Here is a 15,552-nt window from a genome sequence, read left to right on the forward strand (position 1 = left end):
CGGTAGATGCCGGTGAAATCGCGCGGAAACTAGGTCTTTTGCTCGGTCCTTGCAACACATATAAGGGCACTTCCCAGTGAGACCTTTTGCCACTCGGGAATGCCCTCGCCATTCGCGCCGGAGACCCGTTTCCCAGCCATGTCCATCCTTGTCCTGATCCCCGCGCGCATGGCGGCGACCCGCCTGCCGGGCAAGCCGCTCGCAGACATTTGCGGCCGCCCGATGATCGCGCACGTTGCAGACCGGGCGGTGGAAAGCGGCGTGGGACGCGTTGTGGTCGCCACCGATTCGGCCGAGATTCGTGATGCGGTCGTGGCCAGCGGACACGAGGCGGTGATGACCGACAGCGGCCACCAGTCGGGCTCGGACCGCATCTTCGAGGCGCTTCGGACCTTGGACCCGGACGGAAAGGTCGAGACCGTCGTCAATGTGCAGGGCGATCTGCCGACCGTCGAGCCGCGCATTGTACGCGCGGCACTCGAACCGCTGGCCGACGCCGCCGTCGACATCGCCACGCTCGGCGTCGAGATCACCCATGACGAGGAGCGGACCGACCCGAACGTGGTGAAGATCGTCGGCTCGCCGGTCGAGCCCGGTCGCCTGCGTGCGCTCTATTTCACGCGCGCGACCGCGCCCTGGGGCGAGGGGCCGCACTACCACCATGTCGGTCTCTACGCCTATCGCCGCGCAGCACTCGCACGCTTCGTCGCGCTGGAGCCCTCGACGCTGGAGAAGCGCGAGAAGCTCGAGCAGCTTCGGGCGCTGGAAGCCGGAATGCGCATCGACGCGCGCATCGTCGGTGCCGTGCCGCTGGGCGTCGACACGCCGCGCGACCTCGAACGCGCCCGCACATTGATTTCACAAGGCCTGCCGAAATGATTGCAAAGACGAACAGGATTTCCTTCCAGGGCGAACCGGGGGCGAACTCCGACACCGCCTGCCGCGACATGTATCCCGACATGGAGCCGATGCCCTGCCCGACCTTCGAGGATGCCTTCAACGCGGTGGAGAGCGGCAAGGCCGACCTCGCCATGATCCCGATCGAGAACACGCTGGCGGGCCGCGTCGCCGACATTCACTACCTGCTGCCTGAATCGCGGCTGCACATCGTCGCGGAATATTTCCTGCCCATCCACTTCCAGCTCATGGTGCTGCCAGGGGTGAAGATGGAGGAGATCAAGTCGGTCCACAGCCATATCCACGCGCTCGGCCAGTGCCGCAAAGTGATTCGCCGCCATCGCTGGAAGCCGGTGGTTGCGGGCGACACCGCAGGGGCCGCGCGTCTGGTGGCCGAGGAGGGCAACCGAAGCTGGGCTGCGCTTGCGCCGCGGCTGGCGTCGTCGCTCTACGGGCTCGACATCCTGGCCGAGAATGTCGAGGACGCCGACAACAACGTCACCCGTTTCGTGGTGCTGTCGAAGGAAAAGAGCTGGGCGCCGCGCGTCGATCCCGAACAGCTCATGATGACGACCTTCGTCTACCGCGTGCACAACATCCCCGCCGCGCTCTACAAGGCGATGGGGGGCTTTGCCACCAACGGCGTCAACATGACCAAGCTGGAGAGCTACCAGCTCGGCGGCAAGTTCTTCTCGACGCAGTTCTACGCCGACATCGAGGGGCACCCGGACGACAAGAACGTCGCCCAGGCGCTGAAGGAACTGGCGTTCTTCTCCCGCGAGGTCCGCATCCTCGGCGTCTATCCGGCGCATCCGTTCCGCGCGACGCAGAGCGTGGACGAGGACTAGGGCCCCGCTTCAGACGTGGATCACATCTCCCAGCGGCGGCGCGGGTCGTCTTCGGCCATCACGTCGAATGTGTCGTCGCGCAGCAGGCCGAAAAGCCGGAAGCGGCGGGTGTGCAGCATGTGCGGGTCGAAGCCGGCACGCCTGCATCCCTTCAGCGACGGAATGTTTTCGGTGCCGACGAAGGTGTGCACGTAGCGTGCGCCGAAATCGGTCGCGTGCTCGGCGAACAGCGCCATCGCCGCCGACATGATGCCGAGCCCACGATGGCTCGGCGGCGTATAGGCGCATTCGAGCAGCGCCTCGTCCCGGCCGAACCGCGGGAAGCCGCCGAGATCGGCGACGATGTCGGCCTCGGTGCGGCCGAACAGCCACTGCATGTAGCAGGGCGAGCCATCGCGTTCGTCGACGGCGACGAAACCGTTGGCGATACCGGCCTTGTCAAGGAAGAGGCGGCGCCACTTGACCTCGAGCTGATCGGCAGGCGGCAGCGCGGAGGCGTCCTCCGGCAGCATGATGTCGATGTCGGCCTGGGTCATGCGGCGCGACGAGATCGGGATCTTGGCGCTGACATGCTCCAGCGGCGCCGCGAGGTCGCGGCGAAGCCCGTAGCGCACGGTGCGCGCGACGAGGGTCGGCTTCAGGCGACCACGGATGCGCTGCCCGAGATGATCGAGCGTATGGAGAATGTCGGTCGATTTGCCGTTCAGTGATTTGGCGGTGTCCATGCTCATGACGGTTCCTCCGGGGATCGTTTTTTTGCCCCTGTCGACGCGAAGCAACTTCCGTGCCGTCCCGTTGCGGGACGGGCGGACATCAGAGTTCCCAGCGACGGCGCGGGTCTTCGTCGGGAAAGACATCGAAGCGGTCGTCGACGAGCAGCCCGAACAGGCGAAAGCGGCGCGTGTGCAGCAGATGCGGCTCGAAACCGATGCGCCGCGCGCTCTTGAGGGACGGCCGGTTTCGGGTGCCGACGAAGCCGTGCATGTAGCGCAGACCGGCGATCGCCGCCTCGCGGGCCACCATTTCGGTCACCACAGGCATGACCCCGACACCACGATAGGGGCGCGGCGCGTAGTGCCCTTCTATGAGAATGTCGTCGGGGCAGAGATGCGGGAAGCCACCGATGCGGCGCACGAGCGCGTTGTCTGAATGCCAGAACCGCCACAACGCCGCGCACAGCCTGCCATTGCGCTCGTCCACGCCGACGATGCCGTTGGCGATGCCCGCCTTGTCGATGAACATGCGCCGCCAAACGACCTCTTGCCGGTCTTTCGGAGACAGCGCGGTCGCATCGTCGGGGAACAATATGTCCACGTCGGCGTGCGTCATGGGCCGCAGCGCGATCGGAACCCGCGTGGGGAGCATATCGCGCGGCACCGTAAGATCGCGCCTGATGCCGTAGCGCTCGATGCGGGTGAGCAGTGTCGGCTTGAACCGGCCTCGGGCGCGCTCGCGAAGCACGGCCAGATGCTGCCAGGGACGCGGTGAGGTTGCCGTGTCGCCGACGGTGGTTTGCATGCTCATGGCGATCTCCCCGAATTCTCACCCTTGGCAACCGGGTTGCAAGGATCGTGCCGTCCCAAAGGGAGACAGGAGATTAAGGTTGGGCCACGACCTCCCCGCCGTCATCCGGTAAGCCGAAGCGAAGTGCAGGCTATCCGGAAGTCATGGGCGGTGTGGCCGGTCGGCGGGTGCTTGCGGCTGCGGTTGCGCGTGTCGGGGCGAGAAGCGGGCCGTGCTTGACGATTTGCGGACCAATGGGTCCCGGCTCTCCCTCGCAAGCTCGGTCGGCCGGGATGACGGTGGAGAGGCACGGCGCCAAATCCTACTTGCCGGAAGAACAGGTTTCTGGTGCCATCCCAAGATGGAGGGCTATGTCTACATTCTTGCATCGCGAAAGCATGGAACGCTCTACACCGGCGTGACGGCTGACCTCGAACGTCGCATCTGGGAGCATCGCGAGGGGCTGATGCAGGGCTTTACCCGCAAATACAGTGTCGATCGGCTGGTCTGGTATCGCGACTATGATGACATCCGCGATGCGATCGACGACGAGAAGCGCATCAAGAAATGGCGCCGCAAATGGAAGCTGGACCTGGTCGAGGCGATGAACCCGGACTGGAACGATCTTTATGAGCCGTTGAACGGCTGAAGCGCCGCTGAACGGCTAAAGTGCTGCTACCTCTCCGCCGTCATCCCGGCCAAGGGAGCGCAGCGACCGCAGAGCCGGGACCCATTGAGCAGCGCGGCCGGGCGGCGGATTCTCGCCGGCAGCGATGACCCGCGTCACATCCTGAACGGAGCCGTGCCACACGATTTTTCGGCCAATAGGTACCGGCTCTCCCTAGCAAGCTCGGTCGGCCGGGATGACGCTTTCGGGAACGTGTTGCGACAATCACTAACGCAGAAGACGCAATCGCGGCCTTCCCATTTTCATAGGTGCTTCCCACCAATCGCCGGTTTCCCGGAAGGCTAACCGTGTTCGGCCCAGGCGCGGATGAGGTGGTTGGCGATGGCGCCGTCGGGCGGGACGCCGAGGCCGTCGGGATGGGTGCCGGCGATCATGGTCAGCACCTCGTCGCGTGCGAACCAGCGGCAATCCTCGAGTTCCTTGCCATCGAACGCGATGTCGTCATTCAGCGCCTCGCCGAAGCAGCCGATCATCAGCGAATGCGGAAACGGCCATGGCTGGCTGGCGTGGTAGGCAACGCGGCCGAGGCGGATGCCCGATTCCTCCAGCGTCTCGCGGCGGACCGCGTTCTCGATGGTTTCGCCGGGCTCGATGAAGCCGGCGAGGCAGGAATACATGCCGGGCGCGAAATGCGGGCTGCGGCCAAGCAGACACATGTCCTGCCTGACCGTCAGCATGATGGCGACGGGATCGGTGCGCGGGAAATGCTCGGCCCCGCAGGCGGCGCATGAGCGTTTGTAGCCGCCGATGCGCGCCTGCGTTTCCGCGCCGCAGCGGCCGCAGAAGCGGTGATTGCGATTCCACGCAAGAAGGGCGGCCCCCTGCGCCAGCTCGCCAAGCATGTCGGGGCCGATCAGGCCCTGCACATAGACCGAGCGATGGTCGATGGCCTTGATGCGTTCGGGCAGGTCGTCGGGCTCGACCGCGCCAGGCGCCATGACCACGGGGCCGGCCTCCGACAGGCCCAGAAGCACGCCGTCGTCGAGTTTGGCGCCCATGTCCCGCGCTTCGGCCAGGGCGAAATACGGATCGAAGCCGGAACCGTTCAGCTTGAGATAGAGCCGGCCGCCGCGCGTCTGCATGATGCGCAGGCGCGGATCGGCGAGCGCAACCTCCAGCGCTTCGTCAGTGCGGTTTTCCGACTGGCGGTCGATCCGGTTGCCCGCAAAGCCAACAAACTGGCTCGGCTCGCGCTCGGGCGCTGAAAACAGAAAAAAGCTCATTGGGGAGACGAAGTCCTATGGCGAGAGCGCCGATCTTATCGTGTCGACGAAGCGGTGCAAATCTTCGCGGCGGTAGGGCTCGCGGTCTCCGAATCCCCAGACCGGACCGGGCCAGGCGGGATCGCCTTCGTTGCGCGCGATGAGATGCACGTGGAGCTGCGGCACGAGGTTGCCGAGCGCGCCCATGTTGATTTTCTGACAGCCGGTCACGCGCTTGAGCGCCTGGCTGACCATGTTGATCTCGAAGGTGAGCATTGTCTGGTCGAGCGGCGTGAGTTCGTGCAACTCGATGACGCCTGGACGCTGCGGCACCAGCATCAGCCATGGCCAGCGGCGGTCGTCCATCAGCCGCAATTCGCACAGACCCAGCCACATCAGCGGACAGGTATCGCGCTCTATGCGCGGATCGAGTTCGAATCCGGCCGGCACGGCGGGCATGGCGTTTCCTCTTTTGTCGTTCCTGCGAAGGCTAGAGGCGCGGTCCCCCGGCTGCAAGCGAATCGTGCCGGCTTGGCCGTCCTGCGGAAAGAATGTTCGCGGGGTGTTGACTTAATATACACGATAATGCATATACACAGTCATGCAATTAGATGCTTTCCAGACACTCGCCGACCCCACCCGCCGCCGCATCGTCGAAGCGCTGCTTGGCGGCGAACGGCAGGTCAACGACATCGTCGAGGATGCGGGGGTCCACCAATCCGGCGTCTCGCGACATCTGAAAATCCTGAACGAAGCAGGCTTCGTGGTGATGCGGCCGGACGGGCAGCGCCGGCTCTATTCGTTGAAGCCGGAGCCGTTTCGCGAACTCGACCAGTGGCTGGCGCAGTATCGCAGCCTGTGGGAGGCGCGGCTCGATCGCTTCGCCGCCGCACTCGAAATTCGGCAAAAAGCCACAAGGAAGGAACCGGAAACATGAACGACAGGGCAAACATCGTCATCGAACGCACCTATGCGGCTGAGCCCGAGGAATTGTGGGGCCTGTGGACGACGAAGGCCGGTTTCGAATCGTGGTGGGGTCCGCAGGGGTTCCGCTCCGATGTCCACAAGATCGAGGCGCGCCAGGACGGCGCACTCCACTACGACATGGTGGAAGAGGCAAAGCTGGACAGGCCGCCTTCCCATGGGATCAGAGGCACCTTCAGCGAGTTCAAGCCGCACGAACGCCTCGTGCTCACCCAGATCATCGATTTTCTGCCGGGCGTGGAGCCCTACAACAGCACTATCGTCGTGGAGTTCTTTCCCGCCGGCGAGGGGCATGTCCGCATGGTCGTGACACTGTGGCCGATGCACGACACCGAGACCTCCGCCATGCAGAAGGAAGGTTTCCTGAGCCAGCTCTCCAAGCTCGACGAGCGTTATGGCTGGACGGGTTAGGCCGCGCGGCGGGCGAGGCATCATGACCGGAACGGCTGCGTTCGCTTGATGCTGCCGCGTGACGACAGGGCTCCGGACTCGGGTGAACGGAGGGAGCCTTCATCCCCTCATTCTCGGGCTTGTCCCGAGAATCTGCCGGGTTTGGTGGGTTTGCTGCCCGGGTGCGGCCACGGTCTAAAGATGTGGAATCTCCGTTCCGCGCAGATTCTCGCGACAAGCCCGAGAATGACGGGCCGTGACAACGCTCCCCTTGCATTCGCGGCGCGAATTGCCGATATGGGGATCGGGAGGTTGGTGGTGGACGAGCCACTCGCCAACCGGGTCAGGTCCGGAAGGAAGCAGCCCTAACGAGCCACGGCACGGGTCATCGTGCCAGCCTCCCACCCTTCCCCCATCCATCGGGCCCCATCCACAGGAGACCATGGAACGGAGCGGTTGACGCCGCCGGTTCGCGGGGGCGAAACTCGATACTTCGGTGCCGCCGCCGCAGGGAGCTGGTTCAAGCGTCATGGAGACAAGCGGAACAGACGGGACGAAAAGACCCGCCGCATACCGCGTGCTGGCGCGGAAATACCGGCCGCGCGACTTCACCGCGCTCATCGGCCAGGAGCCGATGGTGCGCACGCTCACCAACGCCTTCTCGACCGGCCGAATCGCACAAGCCTGGATGCTCACCGGCGTTCGCGGCGTCGGCAAGACGACGACGGCGCGCATTCTCGCGCGCGCGCTCAACTACAAGACCGACGCGATCGACCAGCCGTCGGTGGACCTGACGGTGCCTGGCGTTCACTGCGAGGCGATCATGGAAGGCCGCCATGTCGACGTGATCGAGATGGATGCGGCTTCCCACACCGGCATCGACGACATCCGCGACATCATCGAGCAGGTGCGCTACGCGCCGGTTTCCGCGCGCTACAAGGTCTACATCATCGACGAGGTCCACATGCTGTCGAACCAGGCCTTCAACGGCCTGCTGAAGACGCTGGAGGAGCCGCCGCCGCATGTGAAGTTCATCTTCGCCACCACCGAAATCCGCAAGGTCCCGATCACCATCCTGTCGCGCTGCCAGCGCTTCGACCTGCGCCGCATCGACGCCGCGTTGATCAAGCAGGACCTGGCGCGGATCGGCGGGCTGGAAGGCGTGGAGGCGGAGGACGATGCGCTGGCGATGATCGCGCGCGCGGCCGAGGGCTCGATGCGCGACGCGCAGTCGATCTTCGACCAGGCGATCGCGCATTCCTCCGGCAAAGTGACGGCCGAGACCGTGCGCGACATGCTGGGGCTGGCCGACCGTGCCCGCATCATTGACCTGTTCGAGACGCTGATGAAGGGCGACGTCGCGGCGGCGCTCGGCGAGTTCCGCGCGCAATACGACGCCGGCGCCGACCCGGCGACGGTTCTGACCGAACTGGCGGAATTCAACCATCTCGTCACGCGCATGCGCTTCGTGCCGGCAGCCGGCGACGATCCTTCGCTGTCGCAGGACGAGCGTACCCGCGGGCTGGACTTTTCCACGTCGCTGTCGGTGCGCGTCTTGTCGCGCACCTGGCAGATGCTGCTCAAGGGCATTTCGGAAGTGCAGACGGCGAACCGGCCGATCAACGCCGCCGAGATGGTGCTGATCCGCATCGCCCATGCGGCGACGCTGCCGACGCTGGACGAGGCGCTGAAGGCGATCGAAAGCGGCGCCGCGGCCGCGCCCGCAGGAGCCCCGCGCGGCAATGGCGGCGCGCCCGCGCCATCATCGTCGGGGCCTGCCGCCTCCGCCGTGGGGCAGCAATATATGCCGGCGTCCAGCAATGGCGGCGGGCAGGCGATGCGGCTGGTCTCCTCGCAGCCGGCTGCCGAAAGCGCGCCTGTCTTCGAGGCGCCTCAGGCTGCCCCCGAGCCCGAAGCCGAGCCGCAGGCGCGCATCAGGTCGCTGGCCGACATTGCAGCGCTTGCTGATGCGAACCGCGACAAGCTCTTCGAGATCAACCTCAAGAAATATGTACGGCCTGTGAGCATCCAGGACGGCCATATCGAGGTGGCCCTCACGCAGGATGCACCGAAGAGCCTGCTGAACGATCTGTCCGTGCGCCTCAAGGAATGGACGGGCCGGCGGTGGCTGATAACGACGTCCAAAGAGCCGGGCGGGCAGACGCTGTCGGAAATCGCGACGGCCAGGCGCGATGCCCAATTCACGGACGCGCGCAACGATCCGGCTGTGGCCGCAATCCTGTCGCGCTTTCCCGGCGCCAAGGTGATCGACGTGCGCATTCCCGACGCGCCGGAAGACAATGACGACGAAACGGCGGAGCCGATGCCGGACCCCGGCGTTGGTGACGAAGACGACGAACTCTAGAATAGCGCGGAGACCACGATGAAAGACCTTCTCGGCATGATGAGCAAGGCGAAGGAGATGCAGGCCAAGTTCCAGGCCATGCAGGAAGAGATCGCCAACATCGAGGCCAGCGGCCAGGCCGGCGGCGGGCTGGTGCAGGTCACGCTTTCCGGCAAGTTCGAGATGCGCTCGCTGAAGATCGACCCCTCTCTGTTCAAGGAAGACGACGTCGAGGTACTGGAGGACCTGATACTCGCCGCGCACAACGACGCCAAGTCCAAGGTCGAGGCGGTGATGCAGGAAAAGTCGCGCGAGCTCACCGCCGGCCTGCCGATCCCGCCCGGCATGAAACTGCCTTTTTAGCCGAGGCGGGATGGCTTCCTGCGGAGCGTGGCGGGGGCGCATTCGGGTCGCAATAGGCCCAAATGAGGCGCCGGTAACCATTTTGCCACGCTTTTGCCCGATTGGTCCGGCTCTGATGGACGCTCCGAAGTGGCGGGGACCGTTCGGAGAGGGTCAGTTTCGTGTACCAGAAATCCCGTAGGCTGCGGCTCGCGCCTGTGTGCGTCGTCGCGTTTTCATCCATCCTTTCTGCCTGTTCGCAAAGCGTCGAAGCGCTCGACAGCGTGACGACCTCGTCGCTTCAGGCGAAGCCGCTGGCGTATTCGATGAAGGACAAGGAGTGCCTGACGCGCGCGATGTTCTTCGAATCGCACCGGTCGAGCCGCGAAGGCATGGTCGCGGTTGGCACGGTCGTGATGAACCGGCTCGATTCGGGCAAATATGCCGATACGGTCTGCGGCGTGGTGGGCCAGAAGAACCAGTTCGCGCCGGGCGTTCTCAGCCGCAAGATGAATTCCAAGGCACTGCCGGATGTGCAGGCGGCCGCCGAAGCCGTGCTCAAGGGCGAACGGCATCCCGCCGTGAAGAAGGCCCAGTTCTTCCATCAGGCGGGCCTGAAATTCCCCTACAAGAACATGCACTACGTGCTGGAAGCCGGCGGCAACGCCTTCTACGAGAAGCGCAGCCGCAGGAGTACCCAGGTCGCCGAGGTCGAAAAGCCGGCCGAGACGGTGGTGACGGACACGACGATGATGTCCTACAGCGTCGAGCCGCAGGCCGCCGACGCGATCGGCGCCATGCTTGCGGACCAGACGCGGCCGTTGGCTGCGGAGTAACGCGCTCCTCTAGGGCAGGGCGCGTTCCATTTCGACCGCGGGCAGCATTACGCCGGTGCCCATCTCGACCTCGATCGGGCCGATGCGCCGGAAGCCGGCGGCGGCATAGAACGGCTCGGCCGGCAGCGTCGACTGGCTCTTCATGGTCTTGATGCCTGCGCTCGCTGCCTCGCGCAGGCAGTGCTGCAGCAGCGCTTGCGCCACGCCCTTGCGCAGATGGGCGGGGTGCGTGGCGAAATGGCGGATATGTGCGATCCCGTCGACCACCTCGCCGCTGCCCGGCTTCTGCCTCGTCCAGCCACCGCAGCCGGCCGCCTCGCCATCGATCTCCGCGACGAAATAAGTGCCGCTGGCGAGCAGCACCGGGTTGGCCTTCGACATCGCAGGCAGGGCGGCCGCGATCCGCTCCGGCTCGTAGGAGCCGTCGTCCAGCCCCGCATAGGATGCGGCGATGAGCCGCCCGAGCATGTCGAGGTCGTCCGGGGTGGCGACGCGGATGGTGATTTCGGCGCGAGGCATAGGGGGCTCCGTGTTCAGGTGCGTCCTTCGAGGCTCCCCTTCGACAAGCTCAGGATCGCACCTCAGGATGAGGACCTTTGTGCGTCACGCTGGCAAGCTCCTGGGCTCGAGGATCGTTCTGTCGACGTAAATCGAGGCCACTACATTGTAGGGCAAGTCAAACTACCGTCCTCATCCCGAGGTGCGAGCGCAGCGAGCCTCGAAGGACGCATCAATTTAATGCGCCGTGCCATTCCTGCGCTACCCAATTTCGCCGTTCCCCGCTAAACCGGCGTCATGTCGAAACGAATCGCAGGCCCGGAGATCGAACGCCTGATCCAGCTTCTGGCCAAGGTGCCGGGGCTGGGGCCGCGTTCGGCGCGCCGCGCCGCGCTGCACCTCATCAAGAAGAAGGAACAGCTCCTCGTCCCGCTGGCCGCCTCCATGGGCGAGGCGGTCGAGAAGGTGCGGGTGTGCTCGACCTGCGGGAATGTCGATACAAGCGACCCTTGCACGATCTGCACCGATCCGCGCCGCGACGGCGCGACGATCATCGTGGTGGAGGACGTGGCGGATCTGTGGGCGCTGGAACGCGCCTCGGCGATGAACGTGCGCTACCACGTGCTGGGCGGCACGCTGTCGCCGCTCGACGGGGTGCGGCCGGAGGATTTGAACATCCGCTCGCTGATCGCGCGCGTGGCCGAAGACGGGGTGCAGGAGGTGATCCTCGCCGTCAACGCCACTGTCGAGGGCCAGACCACCGCCCACTACATCACCGACCAGCTCTCCGGCATGGAGGTGAAGGTGACGCGGCTCGCCCACGGTGTGCCGGTGGGCGGCGAGCTCGACTATCTCGACGAGGGAACGCTTGCCGCTGCGCTGCGGTCGCGGACGGCGTTTTGAGGATTTCGCTAACAAGGAGCACGTGATGAGAGGTTTCACCCTACGTCGCCCCCCTCTGTCCTGCCGGACATCTCCCCCACGCGGGGGGAGATCAGCCTCCGTCTTGGCTTTTGCCAATCGCTGGCGTTGCAGAAGGAACGGTGAGCGTGAAGCTTCCGATCTCCCCCCTTGTGGGGGAGATGGCTGGCAAGCCAGAGGGGGGCGACGTAGGGCGCCTCTGCTCGCAGGCGTCCTGCTTTTCATGTCGTTCCTTGCGGCACTTCCGGCATCCGCGCAAAACGTGACGTCGCAGTTCCAGACATGGCTGCAGAACGATCTGTGGCCCGATGCGCGCGCCCGCGGCGTGTCGCAGGAGACTTTCAACGCGGCGTTCGGGGGCGTGAGCCCGAACCTCAAGCTGCCGGACCTCGTGATGCCCGGGCAGTCGTCGCAGACGCCGAAGGTGCAGCATCAGGCCGAGTTCGGTGCGCCGGGCAATTATTTCGCCGAGAACATCGTCTCGGGCGTGACCGGCGGCGGGCGCAGCCGCGCCGGACAGCTTGGCCAGGCGCTCGGGGCCATCGAGGGACGCTTCGGCGTTCCGTCCGGCATATTGCTGGCGATCTGGGGACGCGAATCCGGCTTCGGCAACGCCAACATCCCGCACAATGCTTTCGAGGTGCTGGGCACCAAGGCGTTCATGGCGACGCGCAAGGACATGTTCCGCGAGGAGGTGCTGGCCGCGCTCGAAATGGTCCAGCGCGGCCATGTTTCCGTGGCGGCGATGAAGTCGTCCTGGGCCGGCGCGCTGGGGCAGCCGCAGTTCCTGCCGACCTCCTACCTGAAATACGCCGTCGATGCCGATGGAAACGGTCGCGCCGACATATGGGGCTCACAGGTCGATACGCTCGCCTCGATCGCCAACTATCTGGCGAGCCACGGCTGGGTGAAGGGCCGCGACTGGGGCTTCGAGGTCACCGTGCCGGAAAGCGTGTCCTGCGCGCTGGAAGGTCCCGACCGGGGCAAGCGGATTTCCGACTGGGCGGCGATGGGTGTCACACGCGTCAGCGGGCGGCCGTTTCCCGACCATGAGGCGCGGCAGGAGGGTTTCCTGCTGATGCCGGCCGGACGCTCGGGGCCGGCCTTCATCGTCACACCCAATTTTTATGTGCTGAAGGACTATAACGAGAGCGATCTCTATGCGCTGTTCGTCGGACACGCGGCTGATCGCATCACCTATGGCGACCGGCGTTTCGCGGGGTCCTGGGGGCAGGTGGCGAAGCTCTATCGCTCCGACATCGCCGCCATGCAGCGCGGACTGGAGCGTCTCGGCTACGATGTCGGCGGCGCCGACGGGCTGCCCGGTTTCCGCACGCGCCGCTCGATCGGCGAGTGGCAGGCGAGGAACGGGCGGGCGCCGACCTGCTTTCCCGATGCCGAGCTGGTGCGGGCTCTCGGCTGATCGGCGGGCTCGCGCGATATGCGGGCTTGCAATTTGCCCGCATATGGGGATCGAATGCGGTACTGACGCATTGTGATGATCGAGGGACATCTGGAGGACCGGGAATGCGTTTCCTTTCAATTGCGAAGATTGCGGCCGGGCTGGCCGTCGTTGCCACCGTGCTGGCAGCCTGTGTCGTGGTGGAGGAGGGTCCCGGACCGGGACCGGGTCCACGCCCGCCGCGTCCTGACAGGCCGCCGGAGATGTGTACCCGCGAATACGCGCCCGTCTGCGGCGAGCGTCGCGGTCAGCGTGAAACCTTCTCGAACGCCTGTCTGGCGCGGTCGGACGGCTATCGTGTCGTCTATGGCGGCGAATGCCGTCGCGAGCGCCCGCCGCAGCGGCCTCCGGAAGTCGGCTGCACGATGCAGTTCGACCCGGTCTGCGCCGTGCGCGGCCGTGAGCGCCGCACCTTCGGCAATGCCTGCTCGGCCCAGGTCGAGGGCTATCGCGTGGTCAGCCAGGGCGAATGCCGTGGCGGCGGAGGCGGTGGCGGCCGCGAAGAGCGGGCCTGCACGCGTGAATACGCACCTGTCTGCGGCTCCCGCCGTGGCGAGCGCCGCACCTTCGGCAATGCCTGCGAGGCGGAGAACGCTCGCTACCGCGTCGAGCGTCCCGGCCCCTGCTAAGGCACTGGCCTGACCGAAAAACACCTGAGGCCCTCTCCGTTTTGTGCGGAGAGGGCCTTTTTCATCTTGAATTGCGGCCGGAGAGCCATCAATAAGGCCCCTCGAAGAAAACCCCGCAACCGAGAAGGCGAAGAGTGGCAATTTACAAGGAACAGGGTTTCGCGGAACGCAGACAGGCTGCGATGGACGCGCGCAAGGCGCTGCTGGAAAAGGCGAAGGCCCAGATGCCGTCTGCCGACGACCCGGCGGTGCAAGCAAGGCGGGCCGAGCGAAAGGCCGCTGCCGAGGCGCGTGCGCAGCGTCAGGCCGAGCGCGAGCGCGAGAAGCGCGAGAAGGCCGAACGTGAAGCCCGCGAGCGCGCCGAGCGCGAGGCGGCAGCGGAAGCCGCGGCAAAAGCCGAGGCCGAAGCCAAGGAAAATGCCGAGAAGGACATGATCTCGCGGCTGCTGGCCGACGAGGCCGAGCGCAAGGCCAAGCGCGACGCGCGCTATGCCGCACGCAAGGCGCGCAAGCGCTAGGCCGGGATTGCCGGCGGCGCCGGTGCCCTTAATTGTGCGCTGCACATTCTTTGGGCTTGCGGGGCTTTGGCGGTCAAAATAAGCTTTTGCTGAACATCGAGTCCGGGATGAACCCGGTACCGACCTATCCAGAAGAGGCGCGAAAAATGACCACTCCCCGTAAGACGATGCTGGCCGCGGCATCCGTGCTTGCCATGACGGCCGGTGCGGCGCAGGCCGAAACCCTGACCATCTCGTGGTGGGGCTTCAACGGCGAGAAACTCGACCAGTACATCGTCCAGCCGTTCCAGGAAAAATGCGGCTGCGAGCTGGTGTTCGAGACCGGCAACAACGCCGACCGCCTCAACAAGGTGAAGATCCGTGGCGGCGCAGGCGTCGACGTCATCTACCTGACCGATTCGTTCTCGCAGCTCGGCGTCGAGGAAGGTCTCTTCCAGAAGATCGACCGCTCGAAGATCCCGAACATCGACGGGCTCTACGAGCTGGCGCAGGACCCGCAGGGCGGCTACGGCCCGGCCTATACGATCGGTCGCGTGGGCATCGTCTACGATTCGGAAAAGGTGAACCCGCCGATCACGAGCTGGGCCGACCTGTGGCGCGAGGACCTTGCCAGCCAGGTGTCGCTGCCGGGCATCACCACCACCGCCGGTCCGATGGTCGTCATGATCGCCGGCGAGAAGGCGGGCACGAACGCCTTCGACGACGCCGACCCGGCCTTTGCCGAGATCGAGAAGATCAAGCCCAACGTGGTGAAGAACTACAACACCGGCTCGGAGATGATAAACCTGTTCTCGACCGGCGAAATCACCGTGTCGCTGGCGCAGGACTTTGCACTGGGCCAGCTCCAGGCCGCCGTGCCGAGCGTGGTGTGGGCCGATCTCGAGGATGGCGCAATCGCGACGCTGAACACGGTCAACATCCCGAAGGGCGCGGCCAATGTCGAGCTGGCGCACGAGTTCATCAACTTCATCCTCGATCCCGAGCTGCAGAAGACGCTGGCGCAGAACGGCGTCGACGCCCCGGTTGCCGCTTCTGTCGAGCTGACGGAGGAGGAAGCCGCGCAGTGGACCTACGGCAAGGAGATGATCGACGGCCTCAAGCGCGTCGACTACTCCAAGATGAACCAGGCCAAGAACGCCTGGGTGGATCGCTGGAACGAGATTTTCGGGATGTGACATCGACGGCTGGCGAGGGGTGTGCCTTGCCAGCCATGGTTTTTTGGTGCGTCCTTCGAGGCTCGCTGCGCTCGCACCCCAGGATGAGGGATGTTGTGCATCGAGCCGACAATGCAGCGGGTTCGACAAACCGCCATCTTCATCTGGAAGTGCCAGCGGATCGAACCCACGGCGTCATGGATTTGACAGACCACCTCCCTCATCCTGAGGTGCGAGCCCACGGGTCTTGCCCTTGGCAAGCCCGAGGACAGGCTCCGCGAGCCTCGAAGGACGCACCCATGACATACGCGATGACGCGAAGGGAAAGACCGCAGT

Annotated in this window: 17 protein-coding genes, 1 other RNA gene and 1 pseudogene; 14 read left to right on the plus strand and 5 right to left on the minus strand. The window is 65.3% G+C overall.

The annotated features are described in order from the left end of the window. The first annotated feature begins 138 nt into the window (after positions 1-138). Together V1479_RS04205 and V1479_RS04210 are read left to right on the plus strand one after the other, a co-directional pair. On the plus strand, positions 139-879 hold the full coding sequence (locus V1479_RS04205) for a 3-deoxy-manno-octulosonate cytidylyltransferase (RefSeq protein ID WP_368801788.1): 741 nt from the start codon (positions 139-141) through the stop codon (positions 877-879). Continuing rightward, complete coding sequence (locus V1479_RS04210; RefSeq protein ID WP_368801789.1) at positions 876-1,745, plus strand: prephenate dehydratase; 870 nt, start codon at positions 876-878, stop codon at positions 1,743-1,745. Before V1479_RS04205 ends, V1479_RS04210 begins: the two co-directional genes overlap by 4 nt. 20 nt (positions 1,746-1,765) lie before the next feature. On the opposite strand, the gene V1479_RS04215 is transcribed toward V1479_RS04210, so the two are convergent. Together V1479_RS04215 and V1479_RS04220 are read right to left on the minus strand one after the other, a co-directional pair. Further along, entirely contained in the window at positions 1,766-2,476 is a 711-nt protein-coding gene (locus V1479_RS04215; RefSeq protein ID WP_368801790.1) for a GNAT family N-acetyltransferase, read from the minus strand. Between the two features lie 82 nt (positions 2,477-2,558). After that, on the minus strand, positions 2,559-3,269 hold the full coding sequence (locus tag V1479_RS04220) for a hypothetical protein (RefSeq protein ID WP_368801791.1): 711 nt from the start codon (positions 3,267-3,269) through the stop codon (positions 2,559-2,561). A 340-nt stretch (positions 3,270-3,609) separates the two neighbouring features. On the opposite strand from V1479_RS04220, the gene V1479_RS04225 reads away from it, so the two are divergent. Continuing rightward, positions 3,610-3,897 carry a GIY-YIG nuclease family protein gene (locus V1479_RS04225; RefSeq protein WP_368801792.1) on the plus strand — a complete coding sequence of 96 codons (288 nt, stop codon included), beginning with the start codon at positions 3,610-3,612 and terminating at the stop codon, positions 3,895-3,897. Between the two features lie 320 nt (positions 3,898-4,217). Here V1479_RS04225 and nudC read toward each other — a convergent pair whose 3' ends face one another. Both nudC and V1479_RS04235 read right to left on the minus strand, forming a co-directional pair. Further along, entirely contained in the window at positions 4,218-5,159 is a 942-nt protein-coding gene (gene nudC / locus V1479_RS04230) for an NAD(+) diphosphatase (RefSeq protein WP_368801793.1), read from the minus strand. Between the two features lie 15 nt (positions 5,160-5,174). After that, positions 5,175-5,597, minus strand: a complete 423-nt coding sequence (locus tag V1479_RS04235; RefSeq protein WP_368801794.1) for an HIT family protein — start codon at positions 5,595-5,597, stop codon at positions 5,175-5,177. Between the two features lie 142 nt (positions 5,598-5,739). Between V1479_RS04235 and V1479_RS04240 the strand changes: the two genes are divergently transcribed. From V1479_RS04240 to V1479_RS04265, 6 genes and pseudogenes are all read left to right on the plus strand, one after another. Continuing rightward, on the plus strand, positions 5,740-6,075 hold the full coding sequence (locus tag V1479_RS04240) for an ArsR/SmtB family transcription factor (protein WP_368801795.1): 336 nt from the start codon (positions 5,740-5,742) through the stop codon (positions 6,073-6,075). After that, positions 6,072-6,533 (plus strand): SRPBCC family protein, encoded by a 462-nt coding sequence (locus V1479_RS04245; protein ID WP_368801796.1) that lies wholly within the window; start codon positions 6,072-6,074, stop codon positions 6,531-6,533. The genes V1479_RS04240 and V1479_RS04245 overlap by 4 nt, the downstream gene beginning before the upstream one ends. A 286-nt stretch (positions 6,534-6,819) precedes the next feature. Next, positions 6,820-6,917: signal recognition particle sRNA small type (gene ffs / locus V1479_RS04250), an RNA gene on the plus strand. Between the two features lie 124 nt (positions 6,918-7,041). Continuing rightward, positions 7,042-8,877 carry a DNA polymerase III subunit gamma/tau gene (locus tag V1479_RS04255; protein WP_368801797.1) on the plus strand — a complete coding sequence of 612 codons (1,836 nt, stop codon included), beginning with the start codon at positions 7,042-7,044 and terminating at the stop codon, positions 8,875-8,877. Between the two features lie 18 nt (positions 8,878-8,895). After that, positions 8,896-9,219, plus strand: a complete 324-nt coding sequence (locus tag V1479_RS04260) for a YbaB/EbfC family nucleoid-associated protein (RefSeq protein ID WP_368801798.1) — start codon at positions 8,896-8,898, stop codon at positions 9,217-9,219. 308 nt (positions 9,220-9,527) lie between these two features. Next, positions 9,528-9,887, plus strand: a pseudogene (locus tag V1479_RS04265) (cell wall hydrolase); the annotation flags it as partial. 156 nt (positions 9,888-10,043) lie between these two features. Here V1479_RS04265 and V1479_RS04270 read toward each other — a convergent pair. Further along, positions 10,044-10,553: a GNAT family N-acetyltransferase gene (locus tag V1479_RS04270; RefSeq protein ID WP_368801799.1), complete on the minus strand. Its 510-nt coding sequence runs from the start codon at positions 10,551-10,553 to the stop codon at positions 10,044-10,046. Between the two features lie 276 nt (positions 10,554-10,829). Here V1479_RS04270 and recR point away from each other — a divergent pair, with 276 nt between their 5' ends. The 5 genes from recR to V1479_RS04295 all read left to right on the plus strand — a co-directional run bounded on the left by recR (position 10,830) and on the right by V1479_RS04295 (position 15,237). Further along, positions 10,830-11,435, plus strand: coding sequence for a recombination mediator RecR (gene recR, locus V1479_RS04275; protein WP_368801800.1), 606 nt, complete (start codon positions 10,830-10,832; stop codon positions 11,433-11,435). Between the two features lie 241 nt (positions 11,436-11,676). Further along, positions 11,677-12,876 (plus strand): lytic murein transglycosylase, encoded by a 1,200-nt coding sequence (locus V1479_RS04280; RefSeq protein WP_368801801.1) that lies wholly within the window; start codon positions 11,677-11,679, stop codon positions 12,874-12,876. Positions 12,877-12,980: 104 nt separating this feature from the next. Continuing rightward, positions 12,981-13,544, plus strand: coding sequence for a Kazal-type serine protease inhibitor domain-containing protein (locus V1479_RS04285; RefSeq protein WP_368801802.1), 564 nt, complete (start codon positions 12,981-12,983; stop codon positions 13,542-13,544). A gap of 134 nt (positions 13,545-13,678) precedes the next feature. Then, entirely contained in the window at positions 13,679-14,062 is a 384-nt protein-coding gene (locus V1479_RS04290; protein ID WP_368801803.1) for a DUF6481 family protein, read from the plus strand. Between the two features lie 146 nt (positions 14,063-14,208). Next, a complete protein-coding gene (locus V1479_RS04295) occupies positions 14,209-15,237 on the plus strand; it encodes an ABC transporter substrate-binding protein (protein ID WP_368801804.1) in 1,029 nt (342 codons plus the stop codon). The last annotated feature ends 315 nt before the right edge of the window (positions 15,238-15,552 follow it).

It is taken from the genome of Neoaquamicrobium sediminum, assembly GCF_040970315.1.
In the GTDB taxonomy this organism is placed as follows: Bacteria; Pseudomonadota; Alphaproteobacteria; order Rhizobiales; family Rhizobiaceae; genus Aerobium; species Aerobium sediminum.